At 72.7% G+C, this 21618-nt stretch carries 20 protein-coding genes; 11 read left to right on the top strand and 9 right to left on the bottom strand.

All coding sequences use genetic code 11. The annotated features are described in order from the left end of the window. Positions 1-127: 127 nt before the first annotated feature. From ACFQO7_RS07285 to ACFQO7_RS07265, 5 genes are all read left to right on the top strand, one after another. Positions 128-1507, top strand: a complete 1380-nt coding sequence (locus ACFQO7_RS07285) for a glycine--tRNA ligase (protein ID WP_376805704.1) — start codon at positions 128-130, stop codon at positions 1505-1507. 112 nt (positions 1508-1619) lie between these two features. Further along, positions 1620-2579, top strand: coding sequence for an endonuclease/exonuclease/phosphatase family protein (locus tag ACFQO7_RS07280; protein WP_376805703.1), 960 nt, complete (start codon positions 1620-1622; stop codon positions 2577-2579). A 220-nt stretch (positions 2580-2799) separates the two neighbouring features. Further along, positions 2800-3618, top strand: a complete 819-nt coding sequence (locus ACFQO7_RS07275) for a SigB/SigF/SigG family RNA polymerase sigma factor (protein WP_376805702.1) — start codon at positions 2800-2802, stop codon at positions 3616-3618. A gap of 55 nt (positions 3619-3673) precedes the next feature. After that, positions 3674-3817: a GPGG-motif small membrane protein gene (locus ACFQO7_RS07270; RefSeq protein ID WP_170213016.1), complete on the top strand. Its 144-nt coding sequence runs from the start codon at positions 3674-3676 to the stop codon at positions 3815-3817. Positions 3818-3925: 108 nt separating this feature from the next. Then, entirely contained in the window at positions 3926-4993 is a 1068-nt protein-coding gene (locus ACFQO7_RS07265; RefSeq protein WP_376805701.1) for an NADH:flavin oxidoreductase/NADH oxidase, read from the top strand. Between the two features lie 41 nt (positions 4994-5034). On the opposite strand, the gene ACFQO7_RS07260 is transcribed toward ACFQO7_RS07265, so the two are convergent. After that, complete coding sequence (locus ACFQO7_RS07260; protein ID WP_376805700.1) at positions 5035-5241, bottom strand: DivIVA domain-containing protein; 207 nt, start codon at positions 5239-5241, stop codon at positions 5035-5037. 209 nt (positions 5242-5450) lie between these two features. On the opposite strand from ACFQO7_RS07260, the gene ACFQO7_RS07255 reads away from it, so the two are divergent. Next, positions 5451-7784 carry a polyprenyl synthetase family protein gene (locus ACFQO7_RS07255; RefSeq protein WP_376805699.1) on the top strand — a complete coding sequence of 778 codons (2334 nt, stop codon included), beginning with the start codon at positions 5451-5453 and terminating at the stop codon, positions 7782-7784. Positions 7785-7842: 58 nt separating this feature from the next. Here ACFQO7_RS07255 and ACFQO7_RS07250 read toward each other — a convergent pair whose 3' ends face one another. Next, positions 7843-8541 carry a hypothetical protein gene (locus ACFQO7_RS07250; protein WP_376805698.1) on the bottom strand — a complete coding sequence of 233 codons (699 nt, stop codon included), beginning with the start codon at positions 8539-8541 and terminating at the stop codon, positions 7843-7845. 233 nt (positions 8542-8774) lie between these two features. On the opposite strand from ACFQO7_RS07250, the gene ACFQO7_RS07245 reads away from it, so the two are divergent. Beyond that, entirely contained in the window at positions 8775-9434 is a 660-nt protein-coding gene (locus ACFQO7_RS07245) for a hypothetical protein (protein ID WP_376805697.1), read from the top strand. A gap of 133 nt (positions 9435-9567) precedes the next feature. Here the strand turns inward: ACFQO7_RS07245 and dusB are convergent, their stop codons facing one another. The 3 genes from dusB to ACFQO7_RS07230 all read right to left on the bottom strand — a co-directional run bounded on the left by dusB (position 9568) and on the right by ACFQO7_RS07230 (position 11863). Further along, positions 9568-10695, bottom strand: a complete 1128-nt coding sequence (dusB, locus tag ACFQO7_RS07240; protein ID WP_376805696.1) for a tRNA dihydrouridine synthase DusB — start codon at positions 10693-10695, stop codon at positions 9568-9570. A 155-nt stretch (positions 10696-10850) separates the two neighbouring features. Next, positions 10851-11117, bottom strand: coding sequence for a DUF6158 family protein (locus tag ACFQO7_RS07235; RefSeq protein WP_376805695.1), 267 nt, complete (start codon positions 11115-11117; stop codon positions 10851-10853). Between the two features lie 68 nt (positions 11118-11185). Continuing rightward, on the bottom strand, positions 11186-11863 hold the full coding sequence (locus tag ACFQO7_RS07230; RefSeq protein ID WP_376805694.1) for a hypothetical protein: 678 nt from the start codon (positions 11861-11863) through the stop codon (positions 11186-11188). Positions 11864-11980: 117 nt separating this feature from the next. Here ACFQO7_RS07230 and ACFQO7_RS07225 point away from each other — a divergent pair, with 117 nt between their 5' ends. Beyond that, a complete protein-coding gene (locus ACFQO7_RS07225) occupies positions 11981-13354 on the top strand; it encodes an FAD-dependent oxidoreductase (RefSeq protein ID WP_376805693.1) in 1374 nt (457 codons plus the stop codon). A 91-nt stretch (positions 13355-13445) separates the two neighbouring features. Here the strand turns inward: ACFQO7_RS07225 and ACFQO7_RS07220 are convergent, their stop codons facing one another. Next, positions 13446-14405 (bottom strand): TIGR03557 family F420-dependent LLM class oxidoreductase, encoded by a 960-nt coding sequence (locus tag ACFQO7_RS07220; RefSeq protein WP_376805692.1) that lies wholly within the window; start codon positions 14403-14405, stop codon positions 13446-13448. Between the two features lie 87 nt (positions 14406-14492). On the opposite strand from ACFQO7_RS07220, the gene ACFQO7_RS07215 reads away from it, so the two are divergent. Next, the gene (locus tag ACFQO7_RS07215; protein ID WP_376805691.1) at positions 14493-16628 is read left to right on the top strand and encodes a RecQ family ATP-dependent DNA helicase; all 2136 of its coding nucleotides are present in this window, start codon (positions 14493-14495) and stop codon (positions 16626-16628) included. A gap of 81 nt (positions 16629-16709) precedes the next feature. On the opposite strand, the gene ACFQO7_RS07210 is transcribed toward ACFQO7_RS07215, so the two are convergent. Continuing rightward, the gene (locus ACFQO7_RS07210; protein ID WP_376805690.1) at positions 16710-16985 is read right to left on the bottom strand and encodes a DUF1876 domain-containing protein; all 276 of its coding nucleotides are present in this window, start codon (positions 16983-16985) and stop codon (positions 16710-16712) included. Positions 16986-17079: 94 nt separating this feature from the next. On the opposite strand from ACFQO7_RS07210, the gene ACFQO7_RS07205 reads away from it, so the two are divergent. Then, the gene (locus ACFQO7_RS07205; RefSeq protein ID WP_376805689.1) at positions 17080-18051 is read left to right on the top strand and encodes a quinone oxidoreductase family protein; all 972 of its coding nucleotides are present in this window, start codon (positions 17080-17082) and stop codon (positions 18049-18051) included. A 1-nt stretch (position 18052) separates the two neighbouring features. Here the strand turns inward: ACFQO7_RS07205 and ACFQO7_RS07200 are convergent, their stop codons facing one another. After that, positions 18053-18805, bottom strand: coding sequence for a carbohydrate-binding protein (locus tag ACFQO7_RS07200; protein WP_376805688.1), 753 nt, complete (start codon positions 18803-18805; stop codon positions 18053-18055). Between the two features lie 204 nt (positions 18806-19009). Here ACFQO7_RS07200 and ACFQO7_RS07195 point away from each other — a divergent pair, with 204 nt between their 5' ends. Then, a complete protein-coding gene (locus ACFQO7_RS07195) occupies positions 19010-20233 on the top strand; it encodes a YncE family protein (protein ID WP_376805687.1) in 1224 nt (407 codons plus the stop codon). Here the strand turns inward: ACFQO7_RS07195 and ACFQO7_RS07190 are convergent. Next, positions 20208-21608, bottom strand: a complete 1401-nt coding sequence (locus ACFQO7_RS07190; protein WP_376805686.1) for a hypothetical protein — start codon at positions 21606-21608, stop codon at positions 20208-20210. The genes ACFQO7_RS07195 and ACFQO7_RS07190 overlap by 26 nt on opposite strands. Between the last annotated feature and the right edge of the window lie 10 nt (positions 21609-21618).

Raw genomic sequence — 21618 nt, 5'->3', positions numbered from 1 at the left:
TGCAGTAGCGTTTAACCGCATGCGGGTTGCGCGAGTGGCCCGTACCGTATCCACGTCGTGCGGATCTTCCGCCGACCTCCGCCGACAGCCAGCCGGCGGCAACCTCCAACGGAATGGAGACCTGATCATGCCCGCGGACCGCATCGACTCCGTCGTCAGCCTGGCCAAGCGCCGGGGCTTCGTCTACCCGTCGAGTGAGATCTACGGTGGCACCCGTTCGGCCTGGGACTACGGCCCGCTGGGCGTGGAGCTCAAGGACAACGTCCGCCGGCAGTGGTGGAAGACGATGGTCCAGCAGCGCGACGACATCGTCGGCCTGGACTCCGCGGTGATCCTGGCCCGCCAGGTGTGGGAGGCCTCCGGCCACATCGAGGCGTTCGTCGACCCGCTGACCGAGTGCACCAGCTGCCACAAGCGCTTCCGGGCCGACCACCTGGAGGAGGCGTTCCTGGAGAAGAAGCCCGGCGCCACCTTCGTGCTGTCCGAGCTGAACTGCCCCAACTGCGGCAACAAGGGCACCTTCACCGAGCCGCGCATGTTCAACGGCCTGATGAAGACCTTCCTCGGCCCGGTCGAGAGCGCCGAGGGCGTGCACTACCTGCGGCCGGAGACGGCCCAGGGCATCTTCGTGAACTACGCCAACGTCGCCACCACCGCGCGCAAGAAGCCGCCGTTCGGCATCGCGCAGGTCGGCAAGAGCTTCCGCAACGAGATCACGCCGGGCAACTTCATCTTCCGTACGCGGGAGTTCGAGCAGATGGAGATGGAGTTCTTCGTCGAGCCCGGCACCGACGAGACCTGGCACGAGTACTGGCTGAACGAGCGCTGGAACTGGTACCTCGACCTGGGCATCTCGGCCGAGAACCTGCGCTTCTTCGAGCACCCGCAGGAGAAGCTGTCGCACTACTCCAAGCGCACGGTCGACATCGAGTACCGCTTCCGGTTCGGCGGCACCGAGTTCTCCGAGCTGGAGGGCATCGCCAACCGCACCGACTTCGACCTGACCACGCACAGCAAGCACTCGGGCACCGACCTGTCGTACTTCGACCAGGAGAAGAACGAGCGCTGGGTGCCGTACGTCATCGAGCCGGCGGCGGGTCTGACCCGGGCCGTGCTGGCGTTCATGCTGGAGGCGTACGACGAGGACGAGGCCCCCAACACCAAGGGCGGCGTCGACAAGCGCACCGTGATGCGCTTCGACAAGCGCCTGGCCCCGGTGAAGGTGGCCGTGCTCCCGCTGTCGCGTAACGAGCAGCTCTCGCCGAAGGCTCGTGGCCTGGCCGCGGACCTGCGCAAGCGCTGGGTGGTCGACTTCGACGACGCCCAGGCGATCGGCCGCCGCTACCGCCGCCAGGACGAGATCGGCACGCCGTACTGCGTCACGGTCGACTTCGACACCTTGGAAGACAACGCGGTGACCGTGCGTGATCGTGATTCGATGGTCCAGGAGCGCGTCTCGCTGGACCAGGTGGAGCGCTACCTGAGCGAGCGCCTGCCCGGCTGCTGAGAACGGTTGACGTGCGTGAAGTCCCCCGAACCGGTGGTTCGGGGGACTTCGCACACGGGTAGTGCGACGTTTGCCGAGTTTGATTCGGGTCCTCCCCGGTAACATACGGACAGTGACCACCATCGAGCTGAAGAAGACGCCCGGAGGCCCGGCCGAGCCGCCGCCCCGGCGCCCGGCCTGGCGTGCGGGGCTGGTCATCGCGGCCGCCCTGCTGCTGGCGGCCGTGCTCGCGGGTCACCGGCTCCTCCCCAACGTGCACGGCATCGGCAGCGTGCTCGACACCATCGCCCCGCTGTTCGGCCTCGCCGTGCCGGTGCTCGCCGTCGCCGCGCTGCTGGCCAGATCGGGCAAAGCGCTGCTGGTGGTGCTGCTGCCGGCGGTGATCTGGGCGGCGATGTTCGGCCGGGCCCTGCTGCCGTCCCCGGGCGGGCCGGTGCAGCTGAGCGTGGTCACGCAGAACCTGTACGCCGACAATCCCGACCCGCAGACCACGGTCGAAGCGCTGGCCGCGGGCGGCCCCGACCTGATCGCACTGCAGGAGGCCTCCGGCGGGACCATCGAGACGGTCGCCGAGCGGCTGGCGAAGACCTACCCGCACTACGCGGTCCGCTCCACGGTCGGGCTGCTCAGCCGGTATCCGATCACGGGTGTGACCGGGGTGGACACCGGTCTGGACTGGACCCGCGCGCTGCGTGCCGTGGTGAAGACCCCGCAGGGCGACGTCGCGGTGTACGTCGTGCACCTCGGCTCGGCCCGGATCAACGACACGGCTGTCCGGGACCACACCATCGACATGCTGGCCCAGGCGGTGCGCGAGGACGAGGCGCAGCGCGTGCTGGTGCTGGGCGACCTCAACACCGCCGCCACCGACCGGGCCATCGCGCCGCTGTCGGCGCTGCTGAGCGACGCGCAGGCCGACGCCGGCTGGGGTTGGGGCTTCACCTGGCCGTCCTCGCTGCCGGTGATGCGACCCGATCACGTGCTGTACCGAGGGCTGACCGCGACGCAGGCCGGGGTGGTGCGTACCCCCGGCACCGACCATCGGGCCGTGACCTCGGGTTTCTCGTTCTGAGTCCACCGGCTCAACCCCGTAACGTGTACGTTCCTCTTCTTGGACTAGTACTTTCGGTCAGCCTCTTGTAAGGTCTTCAGTGCTCGGCTTGCCGAGTCGGCTGCCTAGCCGTCTGCAGCGCTCAAGAAACGGGTGCTGTGACCGTCACAGGCGAACCGTGTCCGAGGGCGACCCCCGTCGCTCCGGGTTCACACGCGGTTCACTGCGCCGGAGGCCTGCAATGACTGCAACACTGGTTCGCGAGACCGAAGCGTCCGCGTCCCCCTCGTCCCTGACCGACACCCTCGACGCGACTGCCGGCGATCTGCTGCTGCGCCGTCTCGGCGAGCTGAGCGAGCAAGACCCCGCACATGAGGACGTGCGGCAGGAGGCTATCTGCGCCTGGCTGCCGCTGGCCGAACGCCTGGCCCGCCGCTTCCGCCACCGCGGCGTGGACGGCGACGACCTCGTGCAGGTGGCGACCATCGGCCTGATCCAGGCCGTGGACCGTTTCGACCCCGCCCGCGGCAGTGCCTTCGTGCACTTCGCGGTGCCGACGATCGTCGGCGAACTCAAGCGCTATTTCCGCGACCGGGGCTGGAGCATGCGGGTCAGTCGCCGCATGCAGGAGCTGTACCTGGACATCAACCGGGTGTCCCCGCAGCTCTGCCAGGACCTCGGCCGGTGGCCGAGTGCCGAGGACCTCGCCGGGCATCTCAACGTCACCGTCGAGGACGTGGTGGCCGGGATGCACTGCGCGCAGGCCTACCGCATCAACTCCCTCAACGTCGCGGTGAGCGGCGAGGACGGCGATGTGGAGCTCGGTGAGCTGATCGGCGAGACCGACAATGTGCTGGAGTCCATTCCGGACGTGCACGCGGTCCGGCAGTACGTCAAGGAGCTGCCGGAACGTGAGCAGAAGATCCTGATGCTGCGCTTCGTCCAGGGCCACAACCAGGCCCAGATCGCGGAGCAGATCGGGGTCTCCCAGATGCACGTGTCTCGCCTGCTCAGCCGGTGCCTCGCGCAGCTGCGCGAGCGCATGCTGGCCGAGGACTGAATCAGCAGCGGACAGTAGCGGTTTCGTCACCGAGTTCGTGGGGCAGGAAGGAACCATGGAGCTTTTACTGTGGATCCTCGCCGTGGTCCTGGTCGTTTCCGGGATCGTCTCGCTGGCACGTCGTCAGATCCTGTGGGGCATCGTGCTGATCGTGATCGGTCTGCTGGTCGGACCTGGAGGCGTGAGCATCTTCTCGTAGGACGTCACGCAGAAGCCGAAGGACCGCGAAGACCTGGTCTTCGCGGTCCTTCGCCGTGTGCGACCCGCGTCACAGGACGACGCCCGCGGCCGGCCGTACTGTTGCGCCGTGACGGTACTCGGCCAGCCCCTCGAACTGCGCGGCGTGACGCTGCCCAACCGCATCGCGATGTCGCCGATGTGCCAGTACTCCGCAGGCCCGGACGGGCTGCCCGGCGACTGGCACCTGAACCACCTGGGCGCCCGCGCGGTCGGCGGGGCCGGGCTGGTCATCGCCGAAGCCAGCGCGGTGCTGCCGGAAGGCCGGATCTCGCCGCGCGACGCCGGCATCTGGTCGTCGGCGCACGTGGACGCCTGGCGGCCGGTCACCGCGTTCGTCGCCGCGCAGGGGGCGGTGCCCGCGATCCAGTTGGCCCACGCCGGGTTCAAGGCCTCCACGTACTGGCCGTTCGCGCAGGAGCGGGGCGGGGTGCCCGACACCGACGGCGGCTGGCAGCCGGTCGGGCCGGGCACGGAGCCGTTCGTGCCGGCGTACCGCACGCCGAAGGCCCTCGACGAGGCCGGCATCGCCGCGGTGATCGCCGCGTTCGCGCAGGCCGCGGTGTACGCGGTCGACGCCGGCTTCCAGGCTGTGGAGATCCACGCCGCGCACGGCTACCTGCTGCACGAGTTCTACTCGCCGCTGACCAACCAGCGCACCGACGGCTGGGGCGGCGATCATGCCGGGCGTACCCGACTGGCGGTGGCCGTCGCGGCGGCGGTGCGCGACGCCGTCGGCCCCGACGTGCCCGTGCTGGCCAGGGTGTCCGCCACCGACTGGGTCGACGGCGGCTGGGCCGTGGCCGACACCGTGGAGCTGGCCCGCGCCCTGTTCGCGGCCGGTGTCGACCTGATCGACTGCTCCTCGGGCGGGGCGGTCGCCCACGCCGACATCCCGGTCGGCCCCGGCTACCAGGCCCCGCTCGCCGAGCGGGTCCGCCGGGACGTCGGTGTGCCCACCGGCGCGGTCGGCCTGATCACCGAGCCGGAGCAGGCCGAGCGCATCGTCGAGGACGGGCAGGCCGATTTGGTGCTGATCGGGCGGGAGCTGCTGCGCGACCCGTACTGGCCGCGGCGGGCACTGGCCAAGCTCGGCGGGCAGCCGCACTGGCCGGACCAGTACGCCCGCGCCTTCTGAGCCTCAGCGGCCCTCGGCCCGCAGCCGGGTCACGACCGCGCTCAGCCGTCGGCCGCGTGCTGCGCGGCGAGCAGGCCCAGGTACGCGTGGACCTGCTCGCGGTCGTAGCCGCGCAGCACGACGGTGAAGTCGATCCGGGGATTGTCGGCGAGGCTCAGCTCGCCCCGGTCCACCTGGGCGAGCAGGGCGTCGACCTCGGTGCGCTCGAAGCCGCGCAGGACGACCGTGAAGTCAGGGTGGGGCTGCATGGCGGACATCCTGGCAGATCAAGGCAAGGGCGAGGTCATCACGGGGGAGAGCGCCCGGTGGCGCGGCTGTCCGGTTAGGAAGGGCACCTTCTACAACGCGGAGCGATGTGAAGGTGCCCTTCCTTTCTGTCCGGGCGGGGCGTGGCGCGGGGGTGGGATCATGGGGTCGCGGGGTCGTCAGGGGATCCCGCGGGGAGGTGGTCGGCCTCATGAGTGTCGCTACGGAGCTGCTGGGGCCGTTCCCGTTCCGGCAGGAGGACCTCGAACACGGCAGGCTTGAGCAGGGTGTGCGGCAGACGCTGGCGCACTACGCCGGTTGGCGGGACACGAATCCGGCGGCGATCGGCTCGCATGTGGACCGGTACACCGAGCGGCTGCGGTCGATCGCCGGGCGGCACACCCCGGCGGCGACGCTGCTGCGCGGGGTGTACGCGCCGCGGCGGCGGCGGGAGCTGCGCGAGCAGGCGCTGCTGGAGCTGAACTACTTCGGCGTCTACAACCTCAGCGAGGTGCCCGACCCGGCCGACGTGGCCCGGGGTGAGGTGCTCGCGCGGGCGCACGCCCGTACGGTGCGTGAGGTCGTCGAGGGCATCGAGCGCGGGCGCGGCGTGGCGGGTGTCGTGGAGTCGCTGGAGCGGCGCTTCCCGGCGCTGCGCGGCATCGCCGAGACCCGCTGGCTGGCCGAGCGGCTCGACCGGCTGCACCGCACGCTGCCGGAGACGGTGGTGCAGGCGGGGGCGATGGGCAAGGTGGTCCGCACGCTGGTGGGAGTGCTGGCCATCGGGGGGTACGACACCCGCGACGCGGGCCGGGCCGCGGTGCGCGAACACCTCACCCGGATCCTGCCCGGCGCGTACGCGTACGGGGCCGCGTACGCCGTCATCGACGACAGCTTCCAGGACCTGCCCGGCGAGCACATGCTGCCGCGCGAGCGGGACCGGCTGCACCGGCTGATCCTGCGCGGCCTGTCCACCGGCGGCGCGATCGACGCCAGGCAGGTGCCCGACCACCCGCTCGCCGAGGAGATGCACGAGCTGTACGGCATCGCGCTGCAGGTCTACCCGTTCGGCACGCACCGGCACCTCTACCACGCGGCCGAGTCGATGTACCTGGCCCAGCACCGCGACGCGAGCCGTGGGGCGGACGAGCCGCTGGAGTCGGCGTACCCGGACATCTTCCTCAAGGCCGGGCTGAGCCGGGTGGTGGCCAACATCCTCGGCCGGCGCAGTCTCGACGAGGGCTTCTACGCCCGCTGCCTCAACACGATCTTCCTGAGCCAGTTCAAGGACGACCTCGCCGACCGCGACGAGGACCGCCGCGCGGGGCGGATGACCCCGTTCACGCATCCCGGCGACGGCCGCACCAACCCGCTGCTCGACCTGTTCGCCTACGACGCGTACGTGGTGGACCAGGTGTACGGCGGCGACCCGGTGGCCCGCGACGCGCTGACCGGCGTCGGCGCGATCAAGCTGGGCATTCACCTGTGCGCCGACCCGGAGAACACGCTGCGGCTGCTCGACCAGTACCCGGTCACCCCGGAGATCGCCACGTTCCTGCGTACGGCGGCCGGGGTGCCGCGCCGGGTGCTGCCCCAGCTGACCACCGGCGACCTGCGGCTGAAGCGGGAGGCGGCGGCGGTGATGGGCCGCCGAGACCCGAACAGCGTCGACGCGCGCACGTTCGTGCTCGACCGGCTGCCGCGCATCAACGAGATCGTGCACAACTGCCACGCCGAGGTCAACGCCGCCGAGCTGGCGCCGATCCTGGCGTACACGATGGACGGTCCGGCCAAGCGGCTGCGGCCCGCGCTGACGCTGATGCTGGCCGAGGGGCTCGGCGTGCGCGGGGACATGCCCGAGTCGCTGCTCGGCGCGATCGAGCTGTTCCACACCGCCAGTCTCATCTTCGACGACCTGCCCGCCCAGGACGACGCCACGCTGCGCCGGGGCCGCCCGGCCGCGCACACCGTGTTCGACGAGGGCAGCGTGCAGCTCGCCGCGATCTCGATGCTGTCCTCCGGGTTCGGCATGCTGGCCCGGCTCGACCGGCACTACCCGGCGCACCGGGTCACCGACGTCGTCGCGTACGTCGGCACGGTGCTGGGCCCGCAGCGGCTGTGCCGGGGGCAGTACCTGGATCTGCGCTACGCGCGCGACGCATCGCCGGTCACCGGCGAGGACATCCTGGAGATGTACCGGCTGAAGACGTCGACCATGGTCGAGGCCGCGCTGGTGCCGCTGCTGATGCTGCTGGACCGGCCCCGGGTCGAGATCGAGCTGATCACTCGGTACGCCGACCACGCGGGCATCGTGTTCCAGGCCCGCGACGACATCCTCGACGCGACCGCGTCGGCCGAGCAGCTCGGCAAGGACTCCGGCAACGACGTGGGCAAGGCCAACCTGGTCCGGGTGTACGGGCTCGCGCAGGCGCGCCGGCTCATGGAGCAGCACCGCGACGCGGCGGTGGACAGCTGCGCCGCGCTGCCCTTCGACACCCGCCTGCTACAGGGCATCGTCGAGCACTTCGCCGCCCGCGGCCGCTGACGGTGCGGAGGCGGCGGGGCAGGTGGCCGTCCACCGGCCCCGCCGCTCCGACGGGCGGTCAGGACGGAACTTCCCAGGCCTTCAGCTGGAGGGTCACCTTGGCGTTGCTCGACAGTGCGGCCACCTTGAGGACCACGATGCGCTGGGGCTGACCGATGGCGCGGGCCTGCTCCGGCGATGTCGCGACGCACATCATCAGCTCCCGCTGGGCTGCGGTCTCGGCGCGCTGCGGCACCGGGCTCTTGCGGATGAGGTCCGCGCAGTCCTCGGGCTGCGGGTCGGACATGGTCTTCGGGACCACGGCGCCCTCGACCCCGTCCAGCAGGATGATCACCGGCACGGTGCTGTTGTAGGGCAGTTCCAGACGGACATCGTCCTTGTCGCTGCCTTGCTGGACCACGCGCGGCTCGTTGAGGTCCAGGTAGGCGCTGGCCTGGCTGGTCACCTGCGGAATCAGTTCCTGGTCCTTGTACGCCGGGGAGAACACCGCCTGCGGGTTGAGCACGCCGAGCACGGCGGTCGGCGACGGCTGCGCCTGCGCTTCGGTGGTCGCCGGAGCGGCGGGCGCGTCGGCGCCGGCAGAGGCCGGAGCGCTGTTGGCGGCTCCTGGCGCGGCCGTGGTGTCCGGAGTGTCCTCACCGGAGCGGACCAGCGCCACCCCGGCCACGCCGACCGCGACCAGGGCCACGACGAGGCTCACCGCGGCGACGAGCAGCGCGAGGCGAGCCGTGCCCTTGCCGGGAGGTGCCGCTGCCACCGGCCGCAGGGTGGCGGTCTGGGCAGAAGAGCTGGTGGAGGCGGGTCCGGTGGGCGGTTCGGGCGCAGCGGGGGGCGTGGAGAGGGTATCGGCCATGAAAGGGCATTCTGCCCTCGGGGAACACCAAGGCAGATCCCCGATGTTGTCGGATATCAGTTCCGCTGGGCCGATTCTCATCTATCCGACCCCGTGCGAAAATCGTCGTTCCTCCCCTTGACTTCCTCAGGAGCAGCGTGTCCACCCCTATCGAGCCCCCTGGACCGCGCAAGATCCGGTGGGCGACCATCGGCGCGTTCGCCGTCGGCGCCGTGACCATCATCGGCACGTTGACGCAGACCTGGACTCTCCTCTTTCCCGCCGGCGCGGCCCCGCAGTCGCCGCAGCCCGCTGCCGGGACGAGCCCGATCGCCGTGTCCGCAGCGCCTGCGCCCACGACCCGAGCGCCCGCGCCCGTCCAGGGCGGCACCTATCTGGACACCCTCCCCGCGGTGACCGGGTCGAGCCTGCTGGTCCCGTTGCCGAAGGACCTGGCCGGGCTGCCTGAGTACGCCCACGCGCTCGCGGTGAAGTGCCCGCCGAACACGACCGGCAACACCATGGCGGAGGTCGCCTACGTGATCCCCCGCAACCTGACCACGTTCACCGCGACCCTGACGGCGCACCAGACGTCGGTGCCGACCAACCAGCTCGTCCAGCTGAGCGTGTTCCCGGCCCCGAAGGATCTGCTGCCCAACGGAGGCAACGAAGGCAAGCCCGCCATCGTGCAGGCGGAGATCGGCGCGAAGACGACGGTCAAGGCCGATCTCACCGACGCCTTCCACGTGCGGCTGCGCATCCAGTGCAACCTGCCCGGGGCGGTCGCGGTGATCGTCGACCCGCTGCTGCGACCCTGATCGGGACCCCGGTTGTCGGGGGTGGCGGCGAAGATCGCTGTCTGCGGTCATGAGCTGCGGTGGGACCGCAGGTTCTGACCGCAGACAGCGATCTTCGCGCCGAGGCGGCGCGGATGGTTCGCGCGGGCCGGGGTCAGCCGCCGGAGTCGTCGTGTTCGGCGTCTTCGGGGACGGTTTCGGAGTCGCGATCGTCGAGCCAGCCGTAGGGGAGCACGACCCTGGCGGGGGAGTTGGTGCGGCCGCGCGGCTGGCCCAGGTTCGCCACCGGGAACGGTGCGGCATGGTCCAGCTTGCCGAGCAGGTCGTCGAGTTCCATCAGCGACGACGCCATGGCCATCGAGCGGCGCAGCTCCGAGCCGACGGGGAAGCCCTTGAGATACCAGGCGACGTGCTTGCGGAAGTCGGTGACGGCTTCGCGCTCGGCGCCCCACCAGTGCACGAGCAGTTCGGCGTGCCGGCGCATGACCTGCGCGACCTCGCCCAGGTCGGGCATGACCCGCTCGGGGCGGCCGGCGAACGCGGCGGCCAGGTCGGCGAACAGCCACGGCCGGCCCAGGCAGCCCCGGCCGACCACGACGCCGTCGCAGCCGGTCTCGGCCACCATGCGCAGCGCGTCGTCGGCCTCCCAGATGTCGCCGTTGCCGAGCACCGGCACATCCAGGGCCTGCTTGAGGATGGCGATGGACTCCCAGTCGGCCTCGCCGGAGTAGCGCTGGGCGGCGGTGCGCGCGTGCAGCGCCACCCATTTCGCCCCGGCCTCCTGCGCGATGAGACCGGCCTCGACGTACGTCAGATGGTCGTCGTCGATGCCCTTGCGCATCTTGATGGTGACCGGGATGCCCGCCGGCGCGGCCGCGTCGACGGCCGCCTTGATGATCGAGCCGAACAGGCGGCGCTTCCACGGGATCGCCGACCCGCCGCCCTTGCTCGTGATCTTCTTGACGCTGCACCCGAAGTTGAGGTCGATGTGATCGGCCAGGTTCTCGTCGACCACCCGCCGCACCGCCTTGGCGGTGATGTCCGGGTCGACGCCGTACAGCTGCATGCTGCGGGGGTTCTCGTCCGGCCCGAACTCGATCATCTTGTCGGTCTTGGGGTTGCGCACCGCCAGAGCGACCGTCGTGATCATCTCGCAGACGTAGATCCCGGCCCCCTGCTCCCGGCAGAGCTGCCGGAAGGCGACATTGGTGATGCCCGCCATCGGCGCGAGCACCACGGGCGGGTCGACGGGGTATCGCCCCAGCAGCAAGGTCGCAGTCACGCCCCCAAGAATCTCACGCCCCACCCCACCGCCCCGCCTCCCCGTAACCCGCCCCACATCCGCGCCGCCCATGATCACGAGGATCTTGCGGGAACTGTTGCCTTTATGGGTGATTTGGGCGTGTCGTCGGCACCGTTCGCGCAAGATCGTCGTGATCAGGCGGCGGGGCGGAGGCGGGTGGGGGAGATTTCGCGCGTGGGGTGGCGGCGGAGGTAGTCGGCTTCTAGTTCGATCATGCGGGCGGTGTGGTGGGAGAGGGACTGGTCGGAGCCGTGGCGCAGGGTGTCGTGGCGGGTGCGGTGGATCGCGGCGAGTTCGCGGAGCAGGTCTTCGTCGGGGAGGTCGCGGGCGGGCACGCCGCCGGTCGGCTCGGGCTGCTGCCAGGCGTAGACGATCTCCACCACTTCGTCGTAGTCGCGCATGGGGGAGGGGTACCCGGGGTTCGGGTGGTTCAACCGTCCCGCCCTGGTTTGTCGCTGTTGTGCGGTGGTCAGCGGCGGCCGTCGCGGAGGACGGTCTGGACGGCCTGGGCCTCGTAGGCGGCGTCGGCGGCTTCCTGGGTGAGGGCGTGGGAGGAGACGCGGGCGACCTCGGCGGCGCGGCGGGCGTTGCGGGCCCGGGAGGCGGCCACGTGGTAGAGGCGGGCCGCTTCGGCGTCCTCGGCGCGCAGGCGGGACAGCTCGTGCGAGCGGTCCTGGCGGGACTGGTCCCAGCCGTCGACCTTCGACCAGATGGCGCGCAGCTGTTCCATGGTCAGGTCGCCGCGTTTGTAGGCCGCCCGTGCGGCCAGGGCGACCTCGCGCAGGGTCTCCGTGGAGGCGGTGACCTCGGCCGGTTCGGGCGGCAGCGTCTCGGCCGCGTCCTCCAGCAGCTGTGCCGCCGCCAGGTGGGCCTGCCAGGCGGCGTCCCGGTCGGCCTCGGCCGCCGTCAGTTCGGTCGCGGTGCGCTCGGCCAGCAGCACGGCGGCGCGGGCCGCCTCCAGCACGTCGGCGGCGACCTCCTCCAGCTCGCGGGCCTCGGCGGTGAGCTGCGCGCGGTCGGTCGCGCTGAGCCGTCCGCGGCGCACGCCGTCGCGCCGGGACTGCGCCTGGGCCAGCAGTCCCAGGAACAGCACCGCGAGCAGCGTGAACGGCAGCCCGCCCAGCAACACCACCGCGGAATTGGACACACCAGCACCCTAGTATCGATCCCCGTTGATCGTTAGGGCTGGCGGGAATTAGTCACATCGGCGGCGTGGACCGGGCCCGGGTCGGCGATCTTGGGTGGCCGCGTCGAAGATGGACGGATGACCGAGATCGTCCCGCCCGTGCCCGCGTCCACCGCCGTCGTGATCGGAGCCGGTATCGCCGGACTGTGCGCCGCCCGGGTGCTGGCCGACCGGTACGCCCGCGTGGTCGTGCTGGACCGGGACCACCTGCCGCCGGACGCGTCGCCGCGGCGCGGCGTGCCGCAGGGCAACCACGGGGCGGTGCTGCTGGCGGCCGGTCAGCGGGCACTCGGCGAGTTGTTCGACGGGCTGGTCGACGAGCTGGTCGCGGCAGGGGCGACCCCGTTCGAGCCGGGCACCCAGATGATCTTCTACCGGTACGGCAGCGTCTGGCCGAAGTCGCCGACCGGTATCGACCTGCTCTCGTTCAGCCGCCCGCTGCTGGAGCACGCCGTACGCGGCCGGGTGGCGGCGCTGCCGAACGTCGAGTTCCGGGCCGGGGTCGCGGCCGCCGGGCTGGCGGGCGCGGACGGCGTCGTCAGCGGCGTGGTGCTCGACGACGGCGAGACGCTGCCGTGCGCGCTGGTGGTCGACTGCTCGGGCCGGGGCAGCCGCTCCGACCGCTGGCTCGCCGAGCTGGGCTTCGCCGCACCGGCGGTCACCGAGGTCAAGGTCGGCGTCGGGTACACCACCCGGCTGTTCCGGCGCGGGCCGGCCGACCTGCCCGACGCCACCGCGGTGTTCGTGCTGCCCGCCCCGCCGCACGAGACCCGGGTCGGGCTGGCCCTGCCCATCGAGGACGACCGCTGGCTGATCTCGCTGGGCGGCTGGCACGGCGACTTCCCGGCCGCCGGCGACCCGCACGCCTTCGGCGCGCACGCCCGCAGCCTGCCCCACCCCGGCATCGCGGACCTCATCGAGCGGTGCGCGCCGGTGACCGAGGCGGTCTCGTTCACCTTCCCGTCCAACCGCCGCCGCCACTTCGAGGACCTGCCCGCCCACCCCGCCGGCTACCTGGCCCTCGGCGACGCCGTCTGCAGCTTCAACCCCATCTACGGCCAGGGCATGACCTGCGCCGCCCTGGAGTCCCAGGCCCTGGGCAGGCAGCTCGACGCGCACGGCGCACCCACCGCCGCCCTGGCCGCCGACTTCTATCAGGAGACGGCGCACATCCTCGCCACCCCCTGGGGCTTCGCCGCCGGCGGCGACTTCGCCTACCCGCAGACCCAGGGCGAACGGCCACGCGGCATCGCCCTGCGCAACCGCTACTCCCGCCGCATTCAGCTCGCCGCACAGGCCGACCCCGAGATCCGGCGCATCTTCACCGCCGTCCAGCACCTGCTCATCCCACCCGGCATCCTCCGCAAACCGGCCATGGTCCTCCGCATCCTCCGCCTCTCCCGCCAAGCCCCCGGCGCGAAAGGAAGGGCACCTTCACAACGCTCCGCGTAGCGGAAGGGCACCTTCTTAACGCGGCGGGTGCGCGCGGGCTGCTCAGGAAGGCGGGCCGCGGCTGGTGAGGGGCCGGGGCCTGGTCCGCAGGTCAGGCGGCGGCCAGCGCCGGGAGGAGCTGCTTCTCGGCGAAGTCGAGGAAGTCGCGCTGGCTGTCGCCGCCGATCTGGATCACGGCGACGTCGGTGAATCCGGCGTCGGCGAACTGCTTCACGGCGGCCACGTGCTTGTCCAGGTCGGGGCCACAGGAGATCTTCGCGGCGACCATCTCGGGTGTCATCGCGGTGGTCGCCGCGGCGAACGAGCGCGGGTGCGGCAGCTCCGCATTGACCGCCCAGCCCAGGTCGAACCAGCGCAACTGGTCGTGGGCGATCCGGGCGCACTCGTCGGCGTCCGGTCCCCAGCAGATCGCCACCTGCCCGTAGCGGGGGCCGCTGCCACCGGCGTCGGCGTACTGCTCGATCAGCGAGCGTTTCGGCTCGACCGCGATCAGCGCCGCGTCGTGGCGGGCGGCCAGCCGGATCGAGGACGGCCCGGACACCGCCACGGCGATCGGCACCCGCTCGTCCGGCAGGTCCCACAGGCGTGCCTCGGGCACCTCGAAGTACTCGCCAAGGTGGTGCACGACCTCACCGGCCAGCAGCGGCTGGATGATCTCCATGGCCTCGGACAGCATCGCGTGCCGCTGCACCGCCTGCGGGTACGCCCCCACCACGTGCTCGTTGAGGTTCTCCCCGGCGCCCAGGCCGAGGGTGAACCGCCCCTGTGACATGACGCCCACCGTCGCCGCCATCTGCGCCACGACCGTCGGGTGGTAGCGCATGGTGGGGCAGGTGACGAACGAGACCAGCGGGAGGCGCTCGGTGGCGTGGGCGGCCGCGCCCAGCACCGACCAGGCGAACGGGGCGTGCCCCTGCTCGGCCAGCCACGGGTAGTAGTGGTCGGAGCAGACCGCGAAGCCGAACCCGGCCGCCTCGGCGCGTACCGCGTCGTCGACCAGTTCGCGGGGCCCGCGCTGCTCGGTCATGAGCGTGTACCCGATATTCGTCATTCGCCCTGATTACCCGCGGGCGCGACGGCTGACACCCCCGTCGCCGCCGACCCGGCGGATGACACCCCCGGCTGGTAGAACTGCGGGATGGCGGACGACAGGACACAACTGCGCGAACGTGCCGAAACGGTGCTCCGGCGGCTCGCGGGCGAGCACGCCGAGCTGCGGCCGGACCAGTGGCGGGCGATCGAGGCGCTGGTCGCCGACGCCCGGCGGGTGCTGTGCGTGCAGCGCACCGGCTGGGGCAAGTCAGCCGTGTACTTCGTCGCCACCGCCCTGCTGCGCGAGCGCGGCCACGGCCCGACGGTGATCGTGTCCCCGCTGCTGGCGCTCATGCGCAACCAGGTCGACGCGGCGGCCCGTGCGGGCATCCACGCCCGCACGATCAACTCGGCGAACCTGGAGGACTGGGACCAGATCACCACGGAGATCGCCGACGGCGCGGTCGACGTGCTGCTGATCAGCCCGGAGCGGCTCAACAACCCCGACTTCCGCGACACCGTGCTGCCCCGGCTGGCCGCCACCACCGGGCTGCTCGTCGTCGACGAGGCGCACTGCGTCTCCGACTGGGGCCACGACTTCCGCCCCGACTACCGGCGGCTGCGCACCATGCTCGCCGAGCTGCCCGTGGGCACGCCGGTGCTGGCCACCACCGCGACGGCCAACGAGCGGGTCACCACCGACGTGGCCGAGCAGCTCGGCGGGGGACAGGCCGCCGACCACGAGCCGCTGGTGCTGCGCGGCCCGCTGGACCGGGAGTCGCTGCGGCTGGCCGCGCTGGAGCTGCCCAGCCCGGCGCACCGGCTGGCCTGGCTCGCCGACCACCTCGACCAGATCCCCGGCTCCGGCATCGTCTACACGCTGACCGTCGCCGCCGCGCACGAGACCGCCCAGTTCCTGGCCGGCCGGGGGTACGCCGTGGCCGCGTACACCGGCCAGGCCGAGGACGCCGACCGGCGCTCCGCCGAGCAGGACCTGCTCGACAACAAGCTCAAGGCGCTGGTGGCCACCTCCGCCCTGGGCATGGGCTTCGACAAGCCCGACCTCGGGTTCGTCGTGCACCTCGGCGCGCCTGCCTCGCCGATCGCCTACTACCAGCAGGTCGGCCGCGCGGGCCGGGCCGTGGCCGGGGCGGACGTGATGCTGCTGCCCGGCCCGGAGGACGCCGCGATCTGGCGGTACTTCGCCTCGCTGGCGTTCCCGCCGGAGGACCAGGTGCGCCGGGTGCTCGACGTGCTCGACACCGCCGGGCGCCCCGTGTCGACGCAGGCCCTGGAGGTGCAGGTCGACCTGCGGCGCAACCGGCTGGAGATGATGCTCAAGGTCCTCGACGTCGACGGCGCGGTCAAGCGCGTGCGCGGCGGCTGGGAGGCCACCGGCCTGCCCTGGGTGTACGACACCGAGCGCTACGAGCGCATCGCCAAGGCCCGCCAGGCCGAGCAGGACGCCATGCGCGACTACACCGGCACCACCCGGTGCCGCATGGAGTTCCTCCGGCACACCCTCGACGATCCCGAGGCGCGCCGCTGCGGCCGCTGCGACAACTGCGCCGGTCCCGCCTACGGCAAGGACGTCTCCGCCGAGGCCCTGCAGGCCGCGCACGTCTTCCTCGGCCGCCCCGGCGTCCAGATCGAACCCCGCAAGATGTGGCCTACCGGGCTCGCCGCCGCGGGTGTGCCGCTCTCCGGGAAGATCCCCCCGGCCGAGCAGACGCTGCCCGGCCGCGCCGTGGGCCGCCTGTCCGACCTCGGCTGGGGCACCCGCCTGCGAGAACTGCTCGCGGAGGGCGCTCCCGACACGGCTGCGCCTGCCGACCTGCTCGCGGTGCTCGTCGAGGTCCTCAAGGACTGGTCGCACGGCGCCGACCCTTGGCCCGCCCGCCCCGTCGCCGTGGTGGCGATCAACTCCCGGACCCGCCCGCGCCTGATCACCGGCGTGGCCGAACACGTGGCCCGCGTCGGCCGACTGGATCTCCTCGGCACGGTCGCGGGCGGCCCGCCCGCCGACCAGCCCCGCGCCAACAGCGCCCAGCGCGTCAAAGCCCTGCACGACGCCTTCACCGTCCCCGAGGCCATGGCCGACCGACTCCGCGCCCTCTCCGGCCCCGTCCTGCTGGTCGACGACCAACTCGACTCCGGCTGGACCATGGCCGTCGTAGCCCGCCAACTCCTCCAGGCAGGCGCGCCGGGGGTGCTCCCCCTCACCCTCGCCACCACGTCCTGAACACGCCTCGGCCGTGCAGTTTCGGAGAAACTGCACGAATCGCGGGCCGGATTCCGCCACTTTCCCGGAAACTGCAGGCCGCTAGATCGCGGGGTCGCCTCCGTGGACGTTCGATTCGACCTCGTCGGCGGCGGCCTCCAGGAGGCGGTGTGCCAACCCTGAGAGCGCTCGCGCTCCGGCCATCTCCTCGCCGATCGAGGCCCGAGGGCGGTCGACCGGATTGCGCCGGGCCTGGCCCTCGGCGGTCAGCAGCCGCCCCGACGGCAGCCGCATGGACGCGGTCGCCCTGGTCAGGTCCGCGTCCTCCTCGTACCGCAGTTCCACCATCCAGGTCTTGGTCATCGTCGCGGTGGTCATGGCGCGCCTCCCGTTCCTGCGATGCTGCTCTCATTGTCCCTCCGCAGGCGTGCCCCGGACCCCGCATCGGGCCCCGATGAGGCAGGCTCGGACCATGCAGGCAGTTCAGATCACGCAGTACGGCGGCCCCGAGGTGCTCACCCCCGTCGAGGTGGAGCCGCCCGTGGCGGGACCGGGCCAGGCGGTCGTGGAGATCGCCGCGACCGGGGTCAACTTTATCGACGTGTACCACCGCCAGGGCCGTTACCCGACCCCGCTGCCGTTCATACCCGGCGTGGAGGCGGCGGGCCGGGTGGCCGCGGTGGGGCCGGACGTGACCGGGGTGTCGGTCGGCGACCGGGTCGGCTGGGTCCTGGCGCCCGGGGCGTACGCGCAGGCCGCGGCGGTGCCCGTGGACCGGCTGGTGCCGCTGCCCGACGGGGTGTCCGACGAGACCGCCGCGGCGGTGCTGCTGCAGGGCATGACCGCGCACTTCCTGACCCACGACGTGCACCCGGTGCGGGCCGGTGACACGGTGCTGGTGCACGCCGCGGCGGGCGGCATGGGGCTGCTGCTGACGCAGCTGGTCACGCACCTGGGTGGCCGGGTGGTCGGCACGGTCTCCACGGACGAGAAGGAGCAGCTCGCCCGGGGCGCGGGAGCGGCCGAGGTGATCCGCTACGACCAGGTCGACGACCTGGCCGGGCAGGTGCGGGCGCTGACCGGCGGCGAAGGCGTGGCCGCGGTGTACGACGGGGTCGGCGCGTCCACCTTCGACGCCAGCCTGGCCTCGCTGCGCCGCCGCGGCGTGCTGGCGCTGTACGGCGCGGCCAGCGGCCCGGTGCCGCCGGTGGACCCGCTGCGGCTGATGCAGGCCGGTTCGGCGGTGCTGACCCGGCCGACGCTCAACGACTTCGTGGTCTCCCGCCAGGAGTTGCTGGAACGGGCCACCGACGTGCTGGGCTGGGTCGCCTCGGGCGCCCTGCGGGTGACGGTCGGCGGCCGGTATCCGCTGGCCGAGGCGGCACGCGCGCACGACGACCTGACGTCACGGCGCACCACGGGCAAGCTGCTGCTCATTCCGTGAGCTACTGGACGACCTCGAGGTAGTCGATGTTCGGGCCGCCCTCACGGCTGGTGGCGGTGGCCCGGACGGTGTTCGTGCCGGCGGTCAGGGTGACCGTCACGGTGACCGTGTTCCAGTCGTCCCAGCTGCGCATCGGGTCGAAACGCACGTCACGCAGGACGGTGCTGCCGTTGACGCTGATGTCCATCGCACGGTTGCAGCAGCTGGCGTTGGCGAACCGCAGCCGCAGCGTGGCCGTCCCGGCTGCGCCCGGCACGCTCCACTGCAGATATCCGCCGGAGACGTTGTCGTAGTCGACGAAGCCCGAGCCGCTGAAGCCGTTGTGGTCGTTGGCGGTGCGGGCCTGGGACCGGCTCGCCGACTCGGCCTCGAAACGCGCGGTGCGCGGCGGTGCGGGCGGCGGGGCCACCGGTGACGGCGAGGCGGCCGCCGACGGCGACGTGCCCTCGGCCGACGGGGCCGGCGAGGCCGCCGCCGACGTGCTCGTCGAGGGCCGGGCGGCGGGCGTACGCGGCACCGGGCTGTTCGCCACCGGGGCGTCCGGGTAGACCGGCGCGGCGATGGGCTCGGCGCTCGGCTCGGGGTCCCACGGCAGCGCGTCGTTCCAGGTCGCCGGCCGGTGGATGGTGGTGAGGATGAGCAGGATCAGCGCGGCGGTGAACACCGTGGTGGCCACCAGCGGCAGGCCGCGCAGCCGCTCCAGCATGGGAATACGGAGCCGCCGGCGGCCCTCGTACCCGAAATCGTCCTCCACCGCCGAAGCCCGCCGTCTCTCGTCTGCCGCCTGTCACGGTTACGAGCGAGAAACGTAGTGGGCGCGTGCCGGTCGCGCACCGGCCGCTCGGTCAGCAAATCCGGAGCCGACGGTCACCCCGGGCCACCGGTGCGGCGGCCGGGCCAGTCCATATCGATCGCCGCCGTGCGGGAACCGGCGCGGGTCGCGGCGACTCGACCGGGCATGACGACGAGACGTGACGTGCTGACCCTGCTCGGTGTGGGTGCGGCGGCCGCCCTGACCGGATGCCGTGCCGATACGCCGGCCGTGCCCACGGCCGCGCCGGACCTGGTGCTGGTGCGGGGCGATAGCGGACTGACCGTGCTGCGACCGTCCGGAATGGAGCAGCTGGGAGCCGGTCTGGCCACCCCGGACGGCAGCACCGTGTACGCCGCCGCCCCCGCGGGCGTGCACACCGAGCTGACCGCGATCGAGACCCGGACCGGGCGGCGCACCGCGGGGCCGCGGTTGGCCGGGGCGTGGGTGCCGCGGGTCGCCTCGGCGGACGGGCGGCTGGTGGCGCTGGCCGCGCCCGGCGCCGGCGAGGTCACCCACGTGCCGTCGGGCCGGGCGCGCACCCCGCTGGTGGTCGCGGACACGGCCCGCGAGGTGGCGCGCCTGGAACTGGCCGGCAACATCGTGCCCGACGCGTTCACGGCCGGCGGCGAGGGCCTGTTCGTGCTGGACTGGCTGCCCGCGACCGCGCCGGACCGGTACCGGGTGCGCCAGGTCGAGGTGGCCACCGGCCGGAGTTCGGCGCTACTGACTCGGGTGAAGACCGCGGTGCCGCCGGGGGCCGAGGAGGAGATGAGCGGCGAGGGCCGGATGGCGGTGTACGCGCCGAACCGGCAGGTCCTGTACACCCTCTACACGCACCAGCCGGACCACCGGCACACCCGTGACCTGATCGCGGGCCGCCCCGGCAACGTGCACGCCTTCGTGCACACGCTGCACCTGGCCGAGCAGTGGGCGTACTGCGTCGACCTGCCCGCGCCGTTCGGGGAGGGCCCGGGAGCCGGCCACGCCCTGGCGATCAACCCGGAGGGCTCCGAGTTCTACGTCGTCGACGTGACCAGCGGGCGGTTCGCGGTCGTCGACACGCGGGAGCTGGCCATCCGGGAGACCGTCGACGGCCCGAAGGGGACCGGCACGGCGTACGCCGCGGCGACGTTCCGCCAGGTGCTCGTGGCGGTCGGCAGCTCGGTGCATGTGCTGCCCCGCGACGCCGCGCCGGTCTGGCGCAGCTGGGACGCCGGGGCACCGGTGCGCGGCCTGGCTGCGAGCCCCGACGGCAAGCGGGTGTACGCCGCCCTGCCCGACACCGTGGCCTGGTTCGACGCCGAGACCGGGCAGCGCCTCGGCGCGCTGGCCGTTCCCGGCGTCAGCGCCCTGGATCGGGTTCTCTGACCGGAGGTCTCGGTGCTCCGGCGCCGGCTTTGCGATCAGCCGATTCGCCGGCCGGCCGGGGCGCGGCGTCGTCCGGGCCTGAGGGTGTGCTGCCGTGACCCGGCCCCACGCCGTGGCGTGGCTGCCGCGCCCGGCCGAACGGGGCGATCCCGGCGGCGACCAGCGCCAGCAGCCACGCCGGGGCCAGCAGCGCGGTCAGCCCGGCGTACCAGGGCAGCCGCCAGGTCCACGACGGGCCGGTGGCGGCGGTGACGTCGCCGCCGGTCCACGGCCGCGCGGCCAGCGACCAGGCCAGGAACGCGTCGCCGACGGGCAGCGCGCCGCCCAGGTAGCGCCGCTCGCCGTCCCACTGCACGGCGAGCCCGGCGGCCTCGGCCAGGCCGGTGAGCGCGGCCGCCGCCGCGCGGTCGCCGTAGACGACGGCACCGCCGAGCGCGACCGCGCTCGCCGACGTGCTCAGCCCCCGGATCAGCGGCCCGGAGTCGACGTCGCCGGCCAGGTCCACGCCCTGCGGATGCTCCCGCACGCCGGGCGCGCCCGGCACGGTCGAGGCGAAGCGCTCCCGGAAGACCGCCCAGTCGCGTGCGCCGATCGCCGGGTCCACCTCGCGCAGGAAGCGCAGCACCATCACCTGCGAGGTGGCGCGGGCGCCGCTGGTCGGCTGCCCGGTCGACGGGTCCACGGTGTGCGGCAGCAGCCCGGTAGCGGGGTCGCGGCGGGTGTCCGCGGCGGCCAGCCAGTCGCGGACCAGGCCCGCGCGGTCGGTGCCGGTCAGCGTGCCCGCCAGCCGCACCGCGGCGATGCCGACGGCGCTGTCACAGGGCCAGGCCTGCCCCGGGTACGCGGTGAGGAACGGCGACCCGGTCGCGCCGAGCTGCCGCCGGAACGCCCCGGCCAGCGCTTCGGCATCGGCGGCCAGCCGTTCCCGCTCGGGCGCGCCCGGCCCGGCGAGCGCGACGACGCCGCCCCGCAGCCAGGTCGCCCAGCCCCGATAGAACACGCCGTACGCCGGTTCGAGGGAGGGGTCGAAGACCGCGCGGCCCTCGTCGGAGTCCACGTGCGACAGCGCCCAGCGCGCCTCGGCCAGCGCCCGGTCCTTCAGCTGCGCACTGCGTGCGCCGACGTCGAGCCAGGTCAGGCCGTAGAGCGTGTAGCTGAAGAACCAGCCCTCGGGGAACAGCTGCTGCATCCGCACGGCGCTGCCGCCGTCGAGCGCCGCGCGCTGGAAGGCCAGCCGCGGCAGCGCATCCGCGACGATCTCCGCGTCGGTGCGCGCCAGCGGGCTCGACGTGTGCAGCCGCGACACCTCGATCACCGCGAGGCTGGTGAACACCAGCACGAGCAACACCGTCAACGACCGCACCAGCCTGCGCATCGGGAGATCG

Origin of the sequence: Catellatospora aurea, assembly GCF_042663325.1 — a bacterium.
Lineage (GTDB): Bacteria > Actinomycetota > Actinomycetes > Mycobacteriales > Micromonosporaceae > Catellatospora > Catellatospora aurea.
Note: the sequence above shows the minus strand (reverse complement) of the source record. Positions and strands in the feature narration are given on the sequence as shown.